Annotated in this window: 16 protein-coding genes; 11 read left to right on the top strand and 5 right to left on the bottom strand. The window is 36.8% G+C overall.

All coding sequences use genetic code 11. The annotated features are described in order from the left end of the window. Positions 1–206 precede the first annotated feature (206 nt). Positions 207–398: a rhodanese-like domain-containing protein gene (locus AC6CHR_RS20705; RefSeq protein ID WP_498250942.1), complete on the top strand. Its 192-nt coding sequence runs from the start codon at positions 207–209 to the stop codon at positions 396–398. 163 nt (positions 399–561) lie between these two features. Here AC6CHR_RS20705 and AC6CHR_RS20700 read toward each other — a convergent pair whose 3' ends face one another. The 5 genes from AC6CHR_RS20700 to AC6CHR_RS20680 form a co-directional block, all read right to left on the bottom strand. Then, positions 562–1347 (bottom strand): TIGR00266 family protein, encoded by a 786-nt coding sequence (locus AC6CHR_RS20700; RefSeq protein WP_498250941.1) that lies wholly within the window; start codon positions 1345–1347, stop codon positions 562–564. 278 nt (positions 1348–1625) lie between these two features. Further along, a complete protein-coding gene (locus AC6CHR_RS20695) occupies positions 1626–1844 on the bottom strand; it encodes a hypothetical protein (RefSeq protein WP_498250940.1) in 219 nt (72 codons plus the stop codon). A 441-nt stretch (positions 1845–2285) separates the two neighbouring features. Next, a complete protein-coding gene (locus AC6CHR_RS20690) occupies positions 2286–3254 on the bottom strand; it encodes a bile acid:sodium symporter family protein (RefSeq protein WP_498250939.1) in 969 nt (322 codons plus the stop codon). A gap of 213 nt (positions 3255–3467) precedes the next feature. Further along, the gene (locus AC6CHR_RS20685; RefSeq protein ID WP_498250938.1) at positions 3468–4223 is read right to left on the bottom strand and encodes a TraR/DksA C4-type zinc finger protein; all 756 of its coding nucleotides are present in this window, start codon (positions 4221–4223) and stop codon (positions 3468–3470) included. A 194-nt stretch (positions 4224–4417) separates the two neighbouring features. Continuing rightward, positions 4418–5350, bottom strand: coding sequence for a 1,4-dihydroxy-2-naphthoate polyprenyltransferase (locus AC6CHR_RS20680; RefSeq protein WP_498250937.1), 933 nt, complete (start codon positions 5348–5350; stop codon positions 4418–4420). A 301-nt stretch (positions 5351–5651) separates the two neighbouring features. On the opposite strand from AC6CHR_RS20680, the gene AC6CHR_RS20675 reads away from it, so the two are divergent. From AC6CHR_RS20675 to AC6CHR_RS20630, 10 genes are all read left to right on the top strand, one after another. Then, complete coding sequence (locus AC6CHR_RS20675; RefSeq protein WP_498250936.1) at positions 5652–7073, top strand: isochorismate synthase; 1422 nt, start codon at positions 5652–5654, stop codon at positions 7071–7073. Then, complete coding sequence (menD, locus tag AC6CHR_RS20670) at positions 7066–8817, top strand: 2-succinyl-5-enolpyruvyl-6-hydroxy-3-cyclohexene-1-carboxylic-acid synthase (RefSeq protein WP_498250935.1); 1752 nt, start codon at positions 7066–7068, stop codon at positions 8815–8817. Before AC6CHR_RS20675 ends, menD begins: the two co-directional genes overlap by 8 nt. Continuing rightward, a complete protein-coding gene (menH, locus tag AC6CHR_RS20665) occupies positions 8814–9611 on the top strand; it encodes a 2-succinyl-6-hydroxy-2,4-cyclohexadiene-1-carboxylate synthase (protein WP_498250934.1) in 798 nt (265 codons plus the stop codon). The genes menD and menH overlap by 4 nt, the downstream gene beginning before the upstream one ends. 29 nt (positions 9612–9640) lie before the next feature. After that, positions 9641–10459, top strand: a complete 819-nt coding sequence (gene menB / locus AC6CHR_RS20660; protein WP_498250933.1) for a 1,4-dihydroxy-2-naphthoyl-CoA synthase — start codon at positions 9641–9643, stop codon at positions 10457–10459. 294 nt (positions 10460–10753) lie between these two features. Continuing rightward, positions 10754–12202, top strand: coding sequence for an o-succinylbenzoate--CoA ligase (locus tag AC6CHR_RS20655; protein ID WP_498250950.1), 1449 nt, complete (start codon positions 10754–10756; stop codon positions 12200–12202). A gap of 15 nt (positions 12203–12217) precedes the next feature. Continuing rightward, positions 12218–13339 carry an o-succinylbenzoate synthase gene (gene menC, locus AC6CHR_RS20650; protein ID WP_498250932.1) on the top strand — a complete coding sequence of 374 codons (1122 nt, stop codon included), beginning with the start codon at positions 12218–12220 and terminating at the stop codon, positions 13337–13339. 439 nt (positions 13340–13778) lie between these two features. Then, positions 13779–14702, top strand: a complete 924-nt coding sequence (locus tag AC6CHR_RS20645) for a metal ABC transporter solute-binding protein, Zn/Mn family (protein WP_498250931.1) — start codon at positions 13779–13781, stop codon at positions 14700–14702. 73 nt (positions 14703–14775) lie between these two features. Beyond that, positions 14776–15492 (top strand): metal ABC transporter ATP-binding protein, encoded by a 717-nt coding sequence (locus AC6CHR_RS20640; RefSeq protein ID WP_498250949.1) that lies wholly within the window; start codon positions 14776–14778, stop codon positions 15490–15492. A 108-nt stretch (positions 15493–15600) separates the two neighbouring features. Next, positions 15601–16917, top strand: coding sequence for a metal ABC transporter permease (locus tag AC6CHR_RS20635; protein WP_498250930.1), 1317 nt, complete (start codon positions 15601–15603; stop codon positions 16915–16917). Further along, positions 16907–17839, top strand: a complete 933-nt coding sequence (locus AC6CHR_RS20630; RefSeq protein WP_498250929.1) for a metal ABC transporter permease — start codon at positions 16907–16909, stop codon at positions 17837–17839. The genes AC6CHR_RS20635 and AC6CHR_RS20630 overlap by 11 nt, the downstream gene beginning before the upstream one ends. Positions 17840–17855: the final 16 nt, after the last annotated feature.

Below are 17855 nucleotides of genomic sequence, written 5' to 3'. Positions count from 1 at the left end.
TCGCATGCACTCTTCATGTTTCCTTTACCTCATTACTGAGAAAAGGGCATTCAAGAAAGAGTTGAAGCTACCTTTAGTCCAATGGATAATTTAAATGAAGTAAAGAATACACCTGATCGATATTATTTGGTGGATGTACGAAATGGACCAAACCACAATTAAAAAAGGAAAAAATATAAGGTGCGGTGGAAATATTTCAAATTGATTTGGAATCACGTTTAGGAGAACTTCCCAAAGATAAAATACTAGTTCTTTATTGTTGGGATGTTTGGTGTAATACTGCATCAAAAGCAGCAATCGTATTAATAAACAATGGATTTGAGGTCAAAGAACTGGCAGGAGGTATTCCAGCCTTGAAAACAATGGACTTCCCATTAGAACTGTCGATAATTTTATAAGATATACTATGTGAGTAACTTGTATTTCTAAGTTTCAACCAATGCTATGTTTAATTTTAACTATTGAATGTAGTTCTCAAGAGCTTCTTAAGAAAAACCGCAATGCTCATCTCGTAAGAATAGGAGTGTTGCGGTTTCCTTATGGGATATTAATGCAATGATTTTAGTCTAATAATCTCCCTAAACCACCGAGTATACTACCTTCTCCACGACTATCTCCTCCAGAAGAGGGTGCGCTTGCGATTACTCGATCAGCTAAGCGGCTAAATGGTAAGGTCTGTATCCAAACAGTACCAGGCCCTTGAACAGTAGCAAAAAATAATCCTTCACCACCGAAGAAAGCAGTTTTGACCTTACCAACAAATTCAATGTTATAGTTAACATTTTTTGTTAAAGCGACAAGACAACCTGTATCTATTCGAAGTTTTTCTCCAGGCTGTAGTTCTCTTTTTATTATCGTACCACCTGCATGTAAAAATGCTAATCCGTCTCCTTCAAGCTTTTGCATGATAAATCCTTCACCACCGAAAAATCCTGTACCTAATTTCTTTTGAAAATCGATTCCGATGGACACACCTTTTGCGGCACAAAGGAAGGAATCTTTTTGACAAATAATTTTACCACCAAGCTCACTTAAGTCTACAGGAATAATTTTCCCTGGGTATGGAGCTGCGAATGAAACACGACTTTTCCCGACTCCTTTATTGGAGAAAACAGTCATAAATAAGCTTTCACCTGTAATAACCCGTTTACCGGCTCCGACAAGTTTTCCAAGCAAGCCTTTTTGATTATTATCACCATCGCCGAAGATCGTCTCCATATCAATACCATCTTCCATCATCATCATCCCACCAGCTTCAGCCACCACACTTTCACTCGGATCTAACTCAATTTCTACGCATTGCATATCATCACCATGCAGTACGTAATCAATTTCATGTGCGTTCACCTAAAATCCCTCCAATTATGTAGATTACAGTTAATTATTAGGTAACTGTGTTACTTGTCATTTTACAGTGTTTGATCATTTTATTGAATACTAGGATGAAATTTTTGCCCCTTCGATTTCCAATAAATACAATATTTGTCTAATTGCTTCTTCTTTTGAACAGGTGAAAAAATCTGTTTTCGCTAACCCTTGTTGTTCATTTGTTATCATTTTCGTGGTCACCTGGCATGTAATTTCCGGGACCCTAGCTGAGGGAAAGCCAGATCAAATGCCCATTTTTACACCCTTTTACAATGACGGTGGATCTGGTCAAACGGAAAGCTTGAGCCCATGAAATCGGTCATCTTTGCGACTAGGACTAGGTATCGTTTTAAACCAATTGGGCGCTGGACTCCGAAGAGAATCCTCTTTTTTAACCGTTTATTTTTCAGCGGCATCGTCAAAAAATAGTCCAAGTTATCTTTTAGTAAGGAAATAACATCGTGTGTTCTCCTCATTTTCCGGACACTTCTCTATGGAGACACGAAAAGACGCCATATAGATGGTCACTAGGAACCGTATCTCATTTCGGTTCGCAGAAGATTTCAAGGTGGGAGCAAAGCGAGTCACAGATAGCAGGCTCTGATTCCAATAGGATATATAGAAACATGGATGAGATTGAGGGAGTTTGTATGGCAACCTGATAACGGATGAGAAGGTGGATTCGCTACTGCTGATACTGCTAAAGATATCTCTCAGTGCAACATGTGGCGACGCTGTTGTCTCCACTGGATCTAGTGAGCGATATTCTGTGCTGTGTGAACGAACCCTAAGAGTACCTCCTTTTTGGATCCAAAATAGCAAATGGATTTTTTTCAAAACGCACTTTTAATATTTTCTTTTGTATCAATGTTTTAAGTAAGTCTTAGAATAAAAGGGAGCATAAACGCTCCCTTTGGTTATCCTTTAAAAGAGTTGTGCTTAGTTAAATCGTTCGATGATTTTTCCTTCCTTTTCCCCCACCATGTTGCAAGTAACGGACCAGAAATATTATGCCAAACGCTGAAAATGGCACTTGGTACTGCTGATAATGGAGAGAAATGAGCAACAGCTAAGGCGGCACCTAAACCTGAGTTTTGCATCCCAACTTCAATCGATATTGCCTTTTGATCTGCGAAATTAAGTTTAATGGCCTTAGCTATAAGAAAGCCAAGAAGTAGTCCTAACATATTGTGTAAAACAACAATTGAAAAGATAAGTAATCCAGTTTCAGCAATTTTATCTGAATTCACCGCCACTACTGCTGCAGCAACAGCTACAATTCCGACAACAGATATAAGTGGTAAAACGGCAACACTTTTTTCTACTTGATTACGAAGTAATAATTTAACAATAATTCCTAATACAATAGGTATTAATACTATTTGTACGATTGATAAGAATAAAGAACCAGCAGATACAGGTAACCATTTACTAGCAAACAATAGGGTTAGCGAAGGTGTTAGTATTGGCGCTAATAAAGTTGATACAGACGTAACAGCAACAGATAGTGCTGTATTCCCCTTTGCTAAGAACGTCATAACATTTGATGAGGTTCCACCAGGACAACATCCAACTAAAATCACACCTACTGCTACTTCAGGCTCTAATTGGAAAAGTGAGGCTAATCCGAACGCTAACAATGGCATGATTGTGAATTGTAAAATCACACCTAAAAAAACGCTTTTTGGAGCTTTGAAGACAGCCTTAAAATCTTTAAGTGATAAAGTTAATCCCATTCCAAACATAATAATTCCTAATAAAAGCGAAATATGAGGGGCGATCCACGTAAAGCCGTCAGGGATAAAAAATGCCAAGATCGCAAATAAAATAACCCAAATCGCAAATGTGTCTCCAGCCTTTTTACTAATTTTCTCTAGAATAATCATGATGTTAAAACCTCCTTCATAGGATTATATAATTTTATATTCAGAAATTTCAATATAAAAATAATATTTAATCATTATACCGACAGTGCAGCAAGGTAAAGTAACGTTATTTTTGTGGAAGTGTTCAGGGAGAAAGGGAAAAAGGGAAGTTTAGTGTTGAAGTATAAAGAGTAGATACAAATTAAAATGACCCCCACTAGGGAGTCATTTTAATTAAGCTTCATCCTCTGTATAAGGATCCTTTTCATAACCAGGTAAATCGCCAAAGATGGTCATAAGTCCTTCTTCGTCAAGCGTGTCCTCGTATTGTTCATGCTGATTAGAAGGGTACACAGTAATTTCTTTACCTTCGATATCGGTACCTATAAAGTTTTCGTAATCTTCTGCATACCCATCAGGTTCCTCAGATTCCATATAGACATCGTTATAGTGGTCTTTGGGTTCAGTAAGATCGGAGGGTGTTTCCGATGAGCCGTAGCTATTGACGATTTGATAAGCATCTTCAGCGTCAAATGCGACATTTTCATCTTGTCCATCAAAATTAAACTTTCCGAATGGAGGCATGAGAACACCCTCTTCAATTGGTCGTTCATGTGAGACAAATTGTTCTGGTGAATGCTCTATACATGTTGTCGCTGTAGGGAGTGCATCAAGTCGTTCAAGTGGAATTGCTACTCCACAAACTTCACATTTTCCATAGGTTCCTTTTTCAACTGCTTGTAAGGCCCGGTCAATGTCTTTTAATTCTTCTTCAGTATGTTCATTTAAAGCAATGTCTTTTTCTCGCTCATAAAGTTCTGTTCCTTCATCACCTGGGTGGTTGTCATAGCTAGAAAGCTCACCAACTGATTCATGGAAATGTCCTTGTTCTAAGCCATAATGTCCGTTAATTTTAAATTGTTCTTCTATACCTTTTTTTAATTTTACAAGCTGTGAACGGAAGGTCTCTACTTGTTGTGAACTTAGCACGCCATCCACGCTCCTTCCTAAATATATTTCTTTCCTTATTATAATCAGTTGACACTAAATCATGATTGTAAAAAATTACACAAAAAAAACACGGGATTGTCCGTGTTTTAATGTATAGCGATCTGAGTACAGAGTCCTGTATTTTAATTAAAATATAACTACTTTTTTTGCTTTAATATAGCAAGTCTAATGTATTAAACAAAATGTCCAATTAATAATCCTATTGCTAACAAGAAGCCAAATTGAATATTTGTTTGCGCCGTAGCTTTCATTGCCGGCATCATTTCTATTGGATGAACCTTTCCAATAAATTGTTTAACAGCAGACATTGCCTTAGGGATACTTAATAGGATAAGTAATGCCCAGAATGTTACAATACCAGTTAAAATTAATATAAAGATGATGACATAAGAAGTAATAAACAAAGAGCCAAGGAAACGGATGGATTTTTTTCGTCCTAATAAAATAGCAAGTGTTTTTCGTCCGTTATCTTTATCACCGTCTAAGTCACGAATATTATTAGAAGTTAGAATGGCTCCAACTAAAATGGCAATCGGTAGAGATAGGATAAAGACAGTAAGTGAAATGGTTGTTGTTTGGATAAAATAAGCTAATAAAATGATAACAGTCCCCATAAAGAAGCCTGATACAAGTTCGCCCAACGGTGTGTAAGCGATTGGATAAGGCCCTCCTGTGTAGAAGTAACCAGCTGCCATACAAACGATACCAATAACAGCTATCCACCATGAAGACATCAGACAAATGTATATGCCAATTAATGTTGCAATTCCAAGAAAGGAAAATGCTAAGTTTAGCACGGTTTTTGGTTTGATACCGTTTCGAACGATAGCTCCACCAATGCCAACAGAATCTTCGGTATCTAAGCCACGTTTATAATCGAAGTACTCATTAAACATATTTGTTGCAGCTTGTATAAGAATAGATGCTAATAGCATTGCTATGAATAATGAGAGCATTATAGATCCTTCGTGCAAGGCTAACACAGTTCCAATGGTTACTGGAATAAAAGCTGCTGATAGTGTATGAGGACGAAGCAGCTTCCACCATACCTTCCAACCCTTGTCCTTTGTGATTGAAGGAACATGCGGCGTTGTCTGAGGTTGCATTTGATCTCTCCTTTTTTTTATAAAAAACAAATAGTTCATATAAACGACTCCCAAACAATAGTTTAGAAAAATAAAATAGGGGTGTCAATGCTTTTCATTCCTTTTGCTGTGTAGAGCTTATTATTACCAGATATGCCTATAAAATGACCACTAGTTTTAGCACGTTTTGATTTTAATCCTGATCGGCAAGATATATAATAAGGATAACAAGTGAATTTAATCTGGAAATCCATTCTATTGACACACCTAAGTAGTAGGTGTATCTTAATATAAGCAATTTTCGGTACGGGGGGATAAGCTTTTGTTAACAACTTTGGATCATACTATAAGAGAAACAATTCAACATTCATTAGAAGAGGCAAAGCGGATGAATCATTCAGTGATCGTTAGCCGCATTAAAGAAGTGGATGTCATAGACCCCCTCCATTTTTTTGCTTCTGGTGAGGAATTATCTTTAGGTGAGCGGTTCTTTTGGTCTGCGCCAAATGATGAACTTACGATGGTAGGAATGGGAAATGAGCTAGTATTAGAAAATGACAATCCTACAACTGAACGGTTTCAAATAATAGAAAAAGAGTGGAAAAAATATGGAAAAAAGGTAATATCTGAACAACACCAAAAATTGATTGGGACTGGTCCACTATTATTTGGTGGCTTTTCTTTTGACCCGCTTAAAAAGAAAGATCCACTTTGGGATGCCTTTTCAGAAGCTAAATTTGTCTTACCATCAACGATGTTAACGATTATTAATAACAAATACTATCTTACGATAAATAAATTACTTACACCTTATGATCAGTTTGAAACGAGTATTAAGCATTTTGAACAATTTGAACAATTTGATAAAACGCAATCTTTCTTTCCTTATCAAATAGATTGTGAAAAAGGTAACGAATTCGCTTCAATCGAACTAAAAACGGCAGAATGGGTAGAAGCAGTTCAAAAGGCAACAACAGATATTCGTGCGAAAAAGATCGATAAGGTTGTTCTCGCTCGTGAAGTTCATTTAGAATTCTCCCAAAAAATAGATCCTTACCAAGTTGTTGGCCGACTCCAAAAGGAACAACCAACAAGCTTTATTTTCGGATTTGAAAATGGACTTCAGCAATTTATTGGTGCAACTCCAGAGAGATTGGTAAAGAAGGAAGAAAATCAAGTTCTTTCAACATGTCTTGCAGGCTCTATTAAGAGAGGGAGAACGACTAAAGAGGACAAGCAATTAGGAGAACAATTATTAAATGATGATAAAAATTTAATTGAGCATAATATTGTTGTGAAAATGATTAAGGACTCATTAAAACATTGTTGCTATGATTTAGATGTTCCCGAAGCTCCAGCTTTATTAAAAACAAAAAATATCCAGCATCTTTATACACCAGTAAAGGGATTTGTGAATGCTGGACACTCATTACTTTCAATGGTCGAAAGGCTTCACCCTACTCCTGCCTTAGGAGGATTCCCAAAGGGATCAGCTATTGAGAAAATTAGGGAGTTAGAGCCTATGCACCGTGGCTGGTATGCGGCACCGATCGGTTGGTTTGACCATGAAGATAATGGTGAATTTGTTGTAGCTATTCGATCAGGTTTAATCGAGGGGAATAAGGCAGCTCTTTTTGCAGGATGTGGGATTGTTGAGGAGTCAGATCCAAAATCCGAATACTTTGAGACCAAGATTAAATTAAAACCAATGCTGTCAGCGTTAGGAGGAGTAGAGCATGAGTAATCTCGACTCATTTACCAAGTATGTAGCAAGCTTTGTTGATGAACTAGTTAGCTCAGGCGTAGAAAAGGTTGTCATTAGTCCAGGATCACGCTCTACCCCACTAGCCATACTAATGGCTGAACATCCTGACTTAACTTGTTACATTAATATAGATGAACGATCAGCAGGCTTTTTTGCCCTTGGGATTGCTAAGGCTCAAAAAAAGCCTGTTGCATTGTTATGTACGTCTGGTACGGCAGCAGCGAATTATTACCCAGCTATAGTTGAAGCGCATTATTCAAGAATTCCGTTACTAGTATTAACGGCAGACAGGCCACATGAATTAAGAGATGTGGGTGCCCCACAAGCCATTGACCAACTACATATGTATCGTAACTACGCTAAATGGTTTGTTGATATAGCATTACCTGAAGAGGAAATTGCAATGTTTCGCTACATTCGAACAGTTGCTGCAAGAGCAGTTGGAACGGCGACTACAAGTCCGGCTGGTGTCGTACATCTAAACTTTCCATTTCGAGAGCCGCTAATGCCTAACTTAGAACTTCCGAACTTGTGGAGTAAACAAGACAACAGACATACGTATCTACATATTCCTACAACTAGTTCCGTTTTGTCAGACATGGATATGGATAAAATTGCAGAACTAATTCAGGATGTTTCAAAGGGTGTGATCATCTGTGGTGAACACGGAGACATGGCGTTTGCTGAAAGTCTACAAAAGTTGTCTAAGCATTTACATTTTCCTGTACTTGCTGACCCTTTATCCCAATTACGTGCAGGGGAACATAATAAACAGGGAATTGTCGATAGTTATGACTCACTTTTAAAGGATTCTATCCTGTCAGAAGTGCTCAAGCCGGATGCAGTTATTCGGTTTGGTTCAATGCCAGTTTCAAAGCCATTAATGCTTATGCTTAAAAATAACCCTGATATCATTCAGATTGTTGTTGACCCTGGTGGTGTCTACCGAGATCCTACATTAAATGCGTCCCAATTGATTACTTGTGATGAAAGGATTTTTTGCGAAAATTTGAGATCAAAAGTAAGTGGGAAAAACCGATCTCGCTTTTACGAATTGTGGGTAGAATGTAATGAAAGGTACTGGGACTTGATTGAAAAATCCTTTGGACAGATAACAGAAATGTTCGAAGGGAAAGTCGTTCGAGAGCTGCAGGAATTATTACCAAATCAAAGCTCACTGGTTGTTGGCAATAGTATGCCTATCCGCGATGTTGATTCATTCTTTGGTCATACCAGTAAGAATATTACCATCTATGCAAATAGGGGAGCAAGCGGTATCGATGGAGTTGTATCAACTGCACTAGGGGTAAGTGTAGATACAAAGAAACCTACCTTTTTGTTAATTGGTGATTTATCCTTTTACCATGATTTAAATGGGTTACTAGCAGCAAAGTTGAATAAGCTTGATTTAACGATTATTTTGATTAACAATGATGGGGGAGGGATCTTCTCATTTTTACCTCAAGCAAAAGAAGAAAAGCATTTTGAAACATTGTATGGCACGGCAATTGGTTTAGACTTTTCAAAAGTGGTAGACATGTACGATGGTAGTTATAAAAAAGTTACTAGTTGGAATGAATTTCAAAGATATTTTCATTCAATCCAAACAAATAAAGGTTTAAAGGTTATCGAAATATCAACAGATCGAAAAACTCGTGTCAAAGTTCATCGGGAATTGTTAGATCATGTTTCCCAGGAAATAAGAAATGTGCTGAATTCATGAAAATAAGAGGCGTAGATTATCATGTTGATGTGGTATCAGAAGAAGGGGAACCCCTTGTTTTATTACATGGATTTACCGGATCTTCTCAGAATTGGAATGAAGTAATAAAAGAGTTTTCTAATTATAAGCTAATTGTTATCGACATAATCGGTCATGGGCAATCTGCTAGTCCTGTAGATCCTTTACGGTATAAAATAGAAGAGGTTGTAAGGGATCTTGGTCAAATTCTTAATGAGCTAAATATTGAAAAGGTAAACCTTTTAGGCTACTCTATGGGTGGTAGATTAGCTTTATCATTTGCAATGATTTATCCTACACGGGTAACTAAATTAATTCTAGAAAGTAGTTCACCAGGATTGGCAAATTCGAATGAACGAGCTAAACGGAAAGAGGCGGATGAAAAGCTAGCTGCAGAAATAAACTCGCTTGGTTTAGTTCATTTTGTAGATAAATGGGAAAGCCTGCCTTTATTTAAAACTCAAAAAAAATTATCACCTAGCCAACGAAATTCGTTGAGAAGGCAACGATTATTAAACACCTCGCTTGGATTGGCAAATAGTTTAATTGGGATGGGGACAGGAGTACAACCTTCATGGTGGGACAAGCTACAAAGCTTGAATATTCCTGTTTTACTTTTATGTGGAGAGCATGATAAGAAATTTTGTAATGTTGCAATACGTATGCACGAACTATTAACAAAATCAGTTAGAAAAGAAATAAATGGTGCAGGTCATGCAATACATGTGGAACAACCACGAATCTTTGGTAAAATAGTAAATGACTTTTTAAAATGAAAGTAAGATATGATATAGGAGGCTATATAATGGCAATTGAATGGGTTTCTGAACGTAAGTATGAGGAAATTATTTATCAAACATATAATGGCATTGCAAAAATCTCGATTAATCGTCCACATGTACATAATGCATTTACACCGAAAACAGTCATGGAATTAATTGATGCCTTTGCAAGGGCACGTGATGATCAGAATGTAGGAGTAATCATCCTAACTGGTGAGGGTGAAAAGGCATTTTGTTCTGGCGGAGATCAGAAAGTTAGAGGACACGGTGGATATGTTGGTGATGATCAAATACCTCGGTTAAACGTACTTGATTTACAACGTCTTATCCGTGTAATTCCAAAGCCTGTTATTGCAATGGTAGCTGGTTATGCAATTGGTGGAGGTCATGTATTACATATTGTTTGTGACTTAACAATTGCAGCAGACAATGCTGTATTTGGACAAACTGGACCTAATGTAGGCAGTTTTGATGCTGGTTATGGTTCAGGTTATCTTGCAAGAATAGTTGGTCATAAAAAGGCTCGTGAAATTTGGTTCCTATGTAGACAATACAGTGCAAAGGAAGCATTAGACATGGGATTAGTAAACACAGTAGTGCCTTTAGAACAACTTGAAGCAGAAACTGTACAATGGTGTGAAGAGATACTACAAAAAAGTCCAACAGCCATTCGCTTCTTAAAAGCAGCATTTAACGCTGATACAGATGGCCTTGCAGGAATTCAACAATTTGCTGGTGACGCAACATTACTTTACTATACGACAGATGAAGCAAAAGAGGGCCGTGACGCATTTAAAGAAAAACGTGAACCAAACTTTAAGCAATTCCCACGTTTTCCTTAATAAGCCGATGACTATGTTAGATAAGGAAAGCTTGATGATTAAACCCATCAAGCTTTTTTTTACAGGTTTTAAATAAAGGCTATTTTCGCAAAGATTGTTGTTTCTGTATTAAGAACATCATGACAAATTTAGCTTATCCTCGTATTCATTAATAATGACTTAGACATGTTCTATTAAAATAGTTTCAATTTATCAAAAAGGACTGTTTTTTTAGGATTATAGCAACAAACTTGTAGAAAGAGCCTAAATAACCAATATAACGAATAAATGGTGGTGTAATAAGTGGATACATTCATGCCAAACTGGTTAAAGCAACGCGCAGAGCTTACACCGGATCGGCTTGCCATAAAATCACAGGACGAAAACATAACTTTTAATGAACTATATAGAAGAGTACAAAACCGTGCATCTATCTTAAAACGGAGCGGCGTACAAAGTGGTCAGCATGTCGGAATATTAATGAAGAATAGTGTTGAAATGATCGAAACCATCCATGCTGTTATCTCAATTGGGGCAGTTTCTGTTTTGTTAAATACCCGTTTGACTACCGAAGAGCTGGTATGGCAACTAGTTGATGTCGAGGCAGTCCATATTATCTGTCATATTGAACTAAAAGATAAGGTACATACACTTAAGGATAAAATACAAATTGTGGTCATTGGAGATTCTTTATCTGTGGACAATCAATTCGCTGAAGGAATTGATGAGGAATTTTCACATAATCAATTGGCAACAATTATGTATACCTCCGGGACGACAGGTAGACCAAAGGGCGTTATGCAAACCTTTGGTAATCACTGGTCCAGTTCAGTAGGGTCTGCTCTGAATTTGGGATTACTTCCTAGTGACCGTTGGTTATTGGCTGTTCCATTATTTCATATTAGTGGGCTTTCGATCGTCATGCGTAGTGTTATCTATGGAATTTCAATTGTTTTACATGAACATTTTGATGCAGAACGTATGAATAGTGCAATTATCAAAGATAAGGTGACAATTGTGTCCGTTGTGACAACAATGCTGCAACAAATGGTTGAAAATCTTGATACTCAACAATATCCTGATTCATTTCGATGTATGTTAGCAGGCGGTGGACCTATTCCGAAAAACTTACTTGAAGAATGCCAAGCACGAAATATTCCTGTTTATCAAACATACGGAATGACTGAAACTGCTTCACAAATTGTGACTTTGTCACCTGAATATAGCATGACAAAGTTAGGGTCGGCAGGAAAACCTCTATTTTCATGTCAAATTAAAATCGTAAAGAACGGAAAAGAATGTCTACCAAATGAAGAAGGAGAAATTCTTGCAAAAGGTCCCAACATAACAAATGGTTATTGGAAGAGGGAGGATGCAACACAAGAATCTCTTCAAGATGGTTGGCTTCACACCGGTGATCAGGGCTACAAAGATAGCGAAGGCTTTTTATTTGTATTGGATCGTCGATCAGACCTCATTATATCTGGGGGTGAAAATGTTTACCCAGCTGAAATAGAAGCTGTTTTGCTTACCCATCCTAATGTCCTGGATGTAGGTGTTGTTGGTGTAGATGATGAAAGATGGGGCCAGATTCCGCATGCATTTGTCGTTTTGCGGGATAGAAGTATCAATAAAAATGAGCTAGTTGAATACTGTAAACAACGTTTAGCAATCTACAAAGTACCAAAAGAGTATACGAGTGTTGATATGCTTCCAAGAAATGCGTCCAATAAGCTACTACGAAGAAAATTAAAAGAACAATAGGTAAGGAAGGAAGCAATGATAAAAATAAAAACAGTAACATTGCATCATATCAATCAAACATTAAAAGTCCCGTTTAACTCTAGCATAGGTCATGTTACAGATCGAGATAGTATTTTAGTGGAGGTTACAGACATTGAAGGAAATAGTGGATGGGGAGAAGTTGTTGCTTTTTCAACACCATGGTATACAGAAGAAACAATTACTACTTGTTTTCATCTTTTAAACGATATCTTAATTCCATTAGTAATGAATGAAACGATTAATCATCCAGACCAACTTCAAAGTATTTTCAAAAAAGTAAAACGCAATTATATGGCTAAGGCTTCATTAGAAGGAGCTATCTGGGATTTATTTGCCAAAAATCAAGGGAGGTCACTTTCATCTATTCTAGGTGGTGTTAGGACTGAAATTGAAAGTGGTGTTGTAATCGGTATAGGTTCAGTTCCAAAAATGATAGACCAAATAAGCGAATATTTAAAACAAGGATACAAACGATTTAAAGTAAAAATTTCGCCATTTCAAGATATTCAGTTACTTGAAGTTATTAGGGGGGAGTTTCCAAATTTACCATTAATGGCAGATGCTAATTCTTCCTACACACTTCAAGATCTTGATCGATTAATTGAATTGGATAAATATAATCTCATGATGATTGAACAGCCCTTAGCTGCTGATGACATCATTGATCATGCAAAGCTTCAGGAAAAGCTCTCAACAGCTATTTGCTTAGATGAAAGCATTGTAACAAGTGAGGATGCCCGTAAAGCGATAGAACTTGGTAGTTGTAAGATCATAAATATTAAACCGGGTCGTGTTGGTGGTTTAACGGAAGCAATAAACATTCATAATCTCTGTAAAAACAATCAGATACCAGTTTGGTGTGGCGGGATGCTTGAAACTGGAATTTCTCGTGCTCATAACATAGCATTAGCATCATTGGATAATTTTTCAATTCCCGGGGATATTTCTTCTTCAACTAGATACTGGGAAGAAGATCTTGTTTATCCTGAAATAATTGCAGTCAATGGAAAGATAACCGTACCAAGCGAAGTAGGCTTAGGTTTCCATGTCAATATGGATGTTATTAGAAAGTATCGAGATTCAGTGACCGTGATTAAAAATCCAAATTATATATAAATTGAACTTCATTTTTAATTGGAAATAGTTGAACTTTCCTGATCAAAATTCAATAGTATCAAGTAGCCTAAAGATAGTGTATAAACTATACTTCATTTGAAAGGATACCTTTCATAAAATAATAATTAGTTTCTCTCTCTGCTCATTTCCAGTCGATTACGGCTGGATTTTTTTTTGCGAAAATCGGATGTTTTTCTAAGGTAGCTTTGTGATAACTGTACATATAAACGAAGAAGCGTTTGAATTTGTCGATAAGTGATTGTTGACATAAATGGTCGAGCGCATTATTATTGCATTAAGGAAACATTTTTAGTCTTGTAAATAAAAACTGTCACAAGCTAAAATATTGGCACATACACTAAAAAACAAAATGGTCATCATTTAAAACAAAGAGTACCTAATGGGAATATCTTTGAAGATGATTTGGAGGAGATACAAAATGAAAAAATGGTTCATTACAATTCTATCAATAGTTGGTGTCATATCTTTAACTGCATGTGGGAGTAATGAAATAAAGGGAGATTCTAGTGATGTAATTCAAGTAACAACAACAACTGGGCAAATTGCTGATTTAGTAAAGAATATCGGTGCTGATCAAGTAGACGTCATGTCATTAATGGGTCCTGGAATTGATCCTCATCTATACAAAGCGTCACAAGGTGATATTCAAAAACTAAATAAAGCAGATATCATTTATTATAATGGACTTCACTTAGAGGGGAAAATGGGAGAGGTTTTCGAAAAGATGTCAAAAGGTAAACCAACTGTAGCGGTAGCTAATTCGATTCCTGCGAATAAATTGTTAAATGCAAATGATTCCGATGCCCATGATCCTCATGTTTGGTTCGATATTCAAGCCTGGATTTATGTAACCGATGTAGTTGAACAAGAACTTTCAAAGCTTTCTCCAGAAAATGAGGAGATTTTTAAAGAGAATGCAAAAACCTATAAAGAGAAGTTAGTAGATTTAGATCTGTATGCAAGAGAACAAATTGAATCAATTCCTGAAAATAGTCGAGTACTTGTTACTGCTCATGATGCTTTTAACTATTTTGGTCATGCTTATGGACTTGAAGTAATGGGTTTACAAGGGCTAAGTACAGATTCGGAATATGGATTAAAAGACGTTCAAGAGCTTGTTGATACATTAACTGAGAGGAATATAAAAGCAGTTTTTGTAGAAAGTAGTATTTCAGAAAAGTCGATAACAGCGGTAGTCGAAGGTGCTAAGAAACAAAATCATCAAGTTGTAATTGGCGGAGAACTTTACTCAGATGCTATGGGTGAAGCAGATACAGACCAGGGAACATTTATCGGGATGTTTAAACACAATGTTGATACGATTGTGTCATCTTTAAAATAGACGGAGAAAAATTAAAGGTAGGTGTTTTGTTTTGTATCCAGTTCAAGTGAAAAATTTAACGATTGCCTATCATATGAAGCCTGTTCTACAGGAGGTTAATTTTACTATTCCAGAGGGTAAATTGATTGGCATCATTGGTCCTAATGGAGCTGGTAAATCAACATTAATTAAAGGGGTATTAGGTTTAATCCCAATAGCAACTGGCGAGGTTACCTTTTATGGAGAATCTTATAAAAAACAAAGAAAGCGAGTAGGATATGTTCCCCAACGTGGTTCGGTTGATTGGGATTTTCCGACCGATGCAATGGATGTTGTGTTGATGGGTAGGTACGGACATATCGGCTGGTTTAAACGGCCAAAAAAACAGGATATTGAAATTGCGAAGGAATGCCTAAAAAAGGTTGGGATGCTAGAGTATGGGAATCGTCAAATTAGTGAGCTCTCTGGAGGACAGCAGCAACGTGTTTTCCTTGCAAGAGCTCTAGCACAAGATGCTGACATTTATTTTATGGATGAACCATTTGTCGGTGTTGATGCTGCAACTGAGAAAGCGATTATCTCGTTACTTAATGAATTAAAGAATCAAGGTAAAACAGTTATGGTAGTACATCATGACCTCCAAACAGTAAAAGAGTATTTTGATTGGGTCCTTCTATTAAATATGAGAAAGATTGCCTTTGGTCCAACTGACACAACCTTTACAATTGAAAATCTTCAAAAGACATATGGTGGTAAGCTTACCTTTTTACAGAATAAAGCTATATTGATTGAGGATACACTCCCACAATAAATCTAAAATATCTTTCGTTCAGAAGGAAATAACAGGATACATTTAGTTTATAACGGTTAGATAGTAGACAGAGACTGCTCATATAGTTCAAAACAGAGGTGAAATTCATTGCTAGAACAGATCTTATTACAATTGCAAAATCCTAATACACAGTGGGTATTGCTCGGAACCATGCTCCTTGGTATGGCGAGTGGTGTAGTTGGAAGTTTCACCTTATTACGAAAACAAAGCTTAATTGGTGATGCCATGGCCCATTCTGCTTTACCAGGAGTATGTGTCGCCTTTCTTTTGTATGGTTCAAAATCGTTAATCTGGTTTCTAATAGGGGCTGCAATAGCAGGGTTAATTTCTTCCTTTATCATACAAGTGATTATCAATCATTCTCGGATTAAAGAAGACTCTGCTCTGGGGATTATCATATCCGTATTCTTTGGTTTTGGTATAGTCCTGCTAACGTATATTCAACATAATGGTGCTGGAAATCAAAGTGGATTAGATGATTTCATTTTTGGGCAAGCTGCCTCGATGGTTGCAGCAGATGTAAGATTAATTGCGATTATATCCGTTATTTTGATTGTTATGACAACTGTTTTTTACAAAGAGTTTAAATTACTATCGTTTGATCACCATTTTGCAAAAGGTCTTGGCATACCTGCCAAATTCTTTAATGGGGTTTTACTTTTACTCATCGTATGTTCAGTAGTAATAGGTCTTCAAACAGTAGGTGTAGTTCTAATGGCTGCCATGTTAATTACTCCTGCAATTAGTGCTAGATATTGGTCAGATAAACTTAGCTATATGATTATTATTTCAGGGTTATTTGGCGGTGCTTCTGGTGTTATAGGTACCTTGCTAAGTACAGTCACAAAAGGGATGGCAACTGGTCCATTAATAATTGTTGCAGCCACTTGTATGTTCCTTATATCTCTAACCTTTGCACCGAAGAAAGGTTTACTTGTGAAGATGACGAAACAACTTAAGTTGAGAAAGAAAACTGCTGTTAATCAAGTTCTTTTGAGTTTTTATGATCTTGAAGAGGCTGGAGTAACTAGTGGTGCAACTGAAAGGGAGCTTCTTCTGAAGCGTAAAGTATCAACTAGGCTATTACATTATGCTAATGAAGTATTGAATAAGGAGAAGGTAATCGTAAAAACCAAAGGGAACAAATGGTTGCTTACAGATAAAGGAATTGAGACAGCGTATAAATTAGTATTACAGCAACGTTTATATGAAATGTATTTGATGTATGAAATGGAATTTGCTTATTTAGAGCTCAAAACAAGGGATGATTTACAGTTTAGTGATTTAACCGTGGATGCAAAGAATCATTTATTATCACTATTAGATATTCATGACCGAACACCAAAGTTGGTTCCGAAATCTTCCAACAACAATGAAAGGAGCGGGATGATAAATGACCTATGATGCATGGATTATGATAACTGGTTCACTAGTTGGGATTACCTGTGCGATGATTGGCTGTTTTTTAGTACTAAGAAGATTGGCTATGCTCGCTGATGCTATTTCCCATACAGTTTTGTTAGGTATTGTAGGTGGTTATCTTCTTAGTCGAAGCCTAGATGGTCCAGCATTATTAATTGGAGCGGTGGTAGTAGGTCTTTTAACAGCGCTACTTGTTCAAGTACTAAATAGTAATGGTGTTCAATCAGATGCTGCAATAGGGGTGGTGTTTACATCACTTTTTGCAGTTGGTGTTATTCTATTATCTGTTTTCGCGGGAGATATTCACCTGGATGTTGATCATGCTTTAATGGGGGAAATTACCTTTATTCCTTGGGATACTGTTCAGTGGAATGGAATGGAGTTAGGACCTAAAGCGGTATGGATGTTGTCATTAGTATTGATTGTCAATCTACTGATAATTATCTTCTTTTATAAAGAATTTAAAATAAGCTCATTTGATCCTGAAATGGCTGTTGCAATTGGGATTCCTGTTTTATTTATTCATTATTTGCAAATGGGAATGCTGTCCATTACAACAGTTGCTTCATTTGATAGTGTAGGTGCGATATTAGTTGTTGCTATGCTGATTGTCCCAGCCACAACTGCATATCTGTTAACGGATAAGCTGTTATATATGTTATTTATAAGTGCAAGTATAGGTGTAATATCAGCGTTAAGTGGTTATTATATAGCAACTTTATTTAACGTTTCGATCGCAGGGGCAATGGCCACATCTACTGGTGTCTTATTTGGAATCACTTTTTTCCTTTCTCCTAAGCATGGATTATTAGCCAAAAGGAGAGTACAAAGAAAGCTCGCTAAAATAAGCAATTTGAGAAGAACATCGGGAACATCTACAGCAATAGAGAACACCGACTTGTAAGAAGGACTAGGATAGT

The sequence above is a fragment of the Metabacillus sp. GQ13 genome, assembly GCF_059758525.1.
This window is presented reverse-complemented; position numbering and strand designations above follow the sequence as displayed.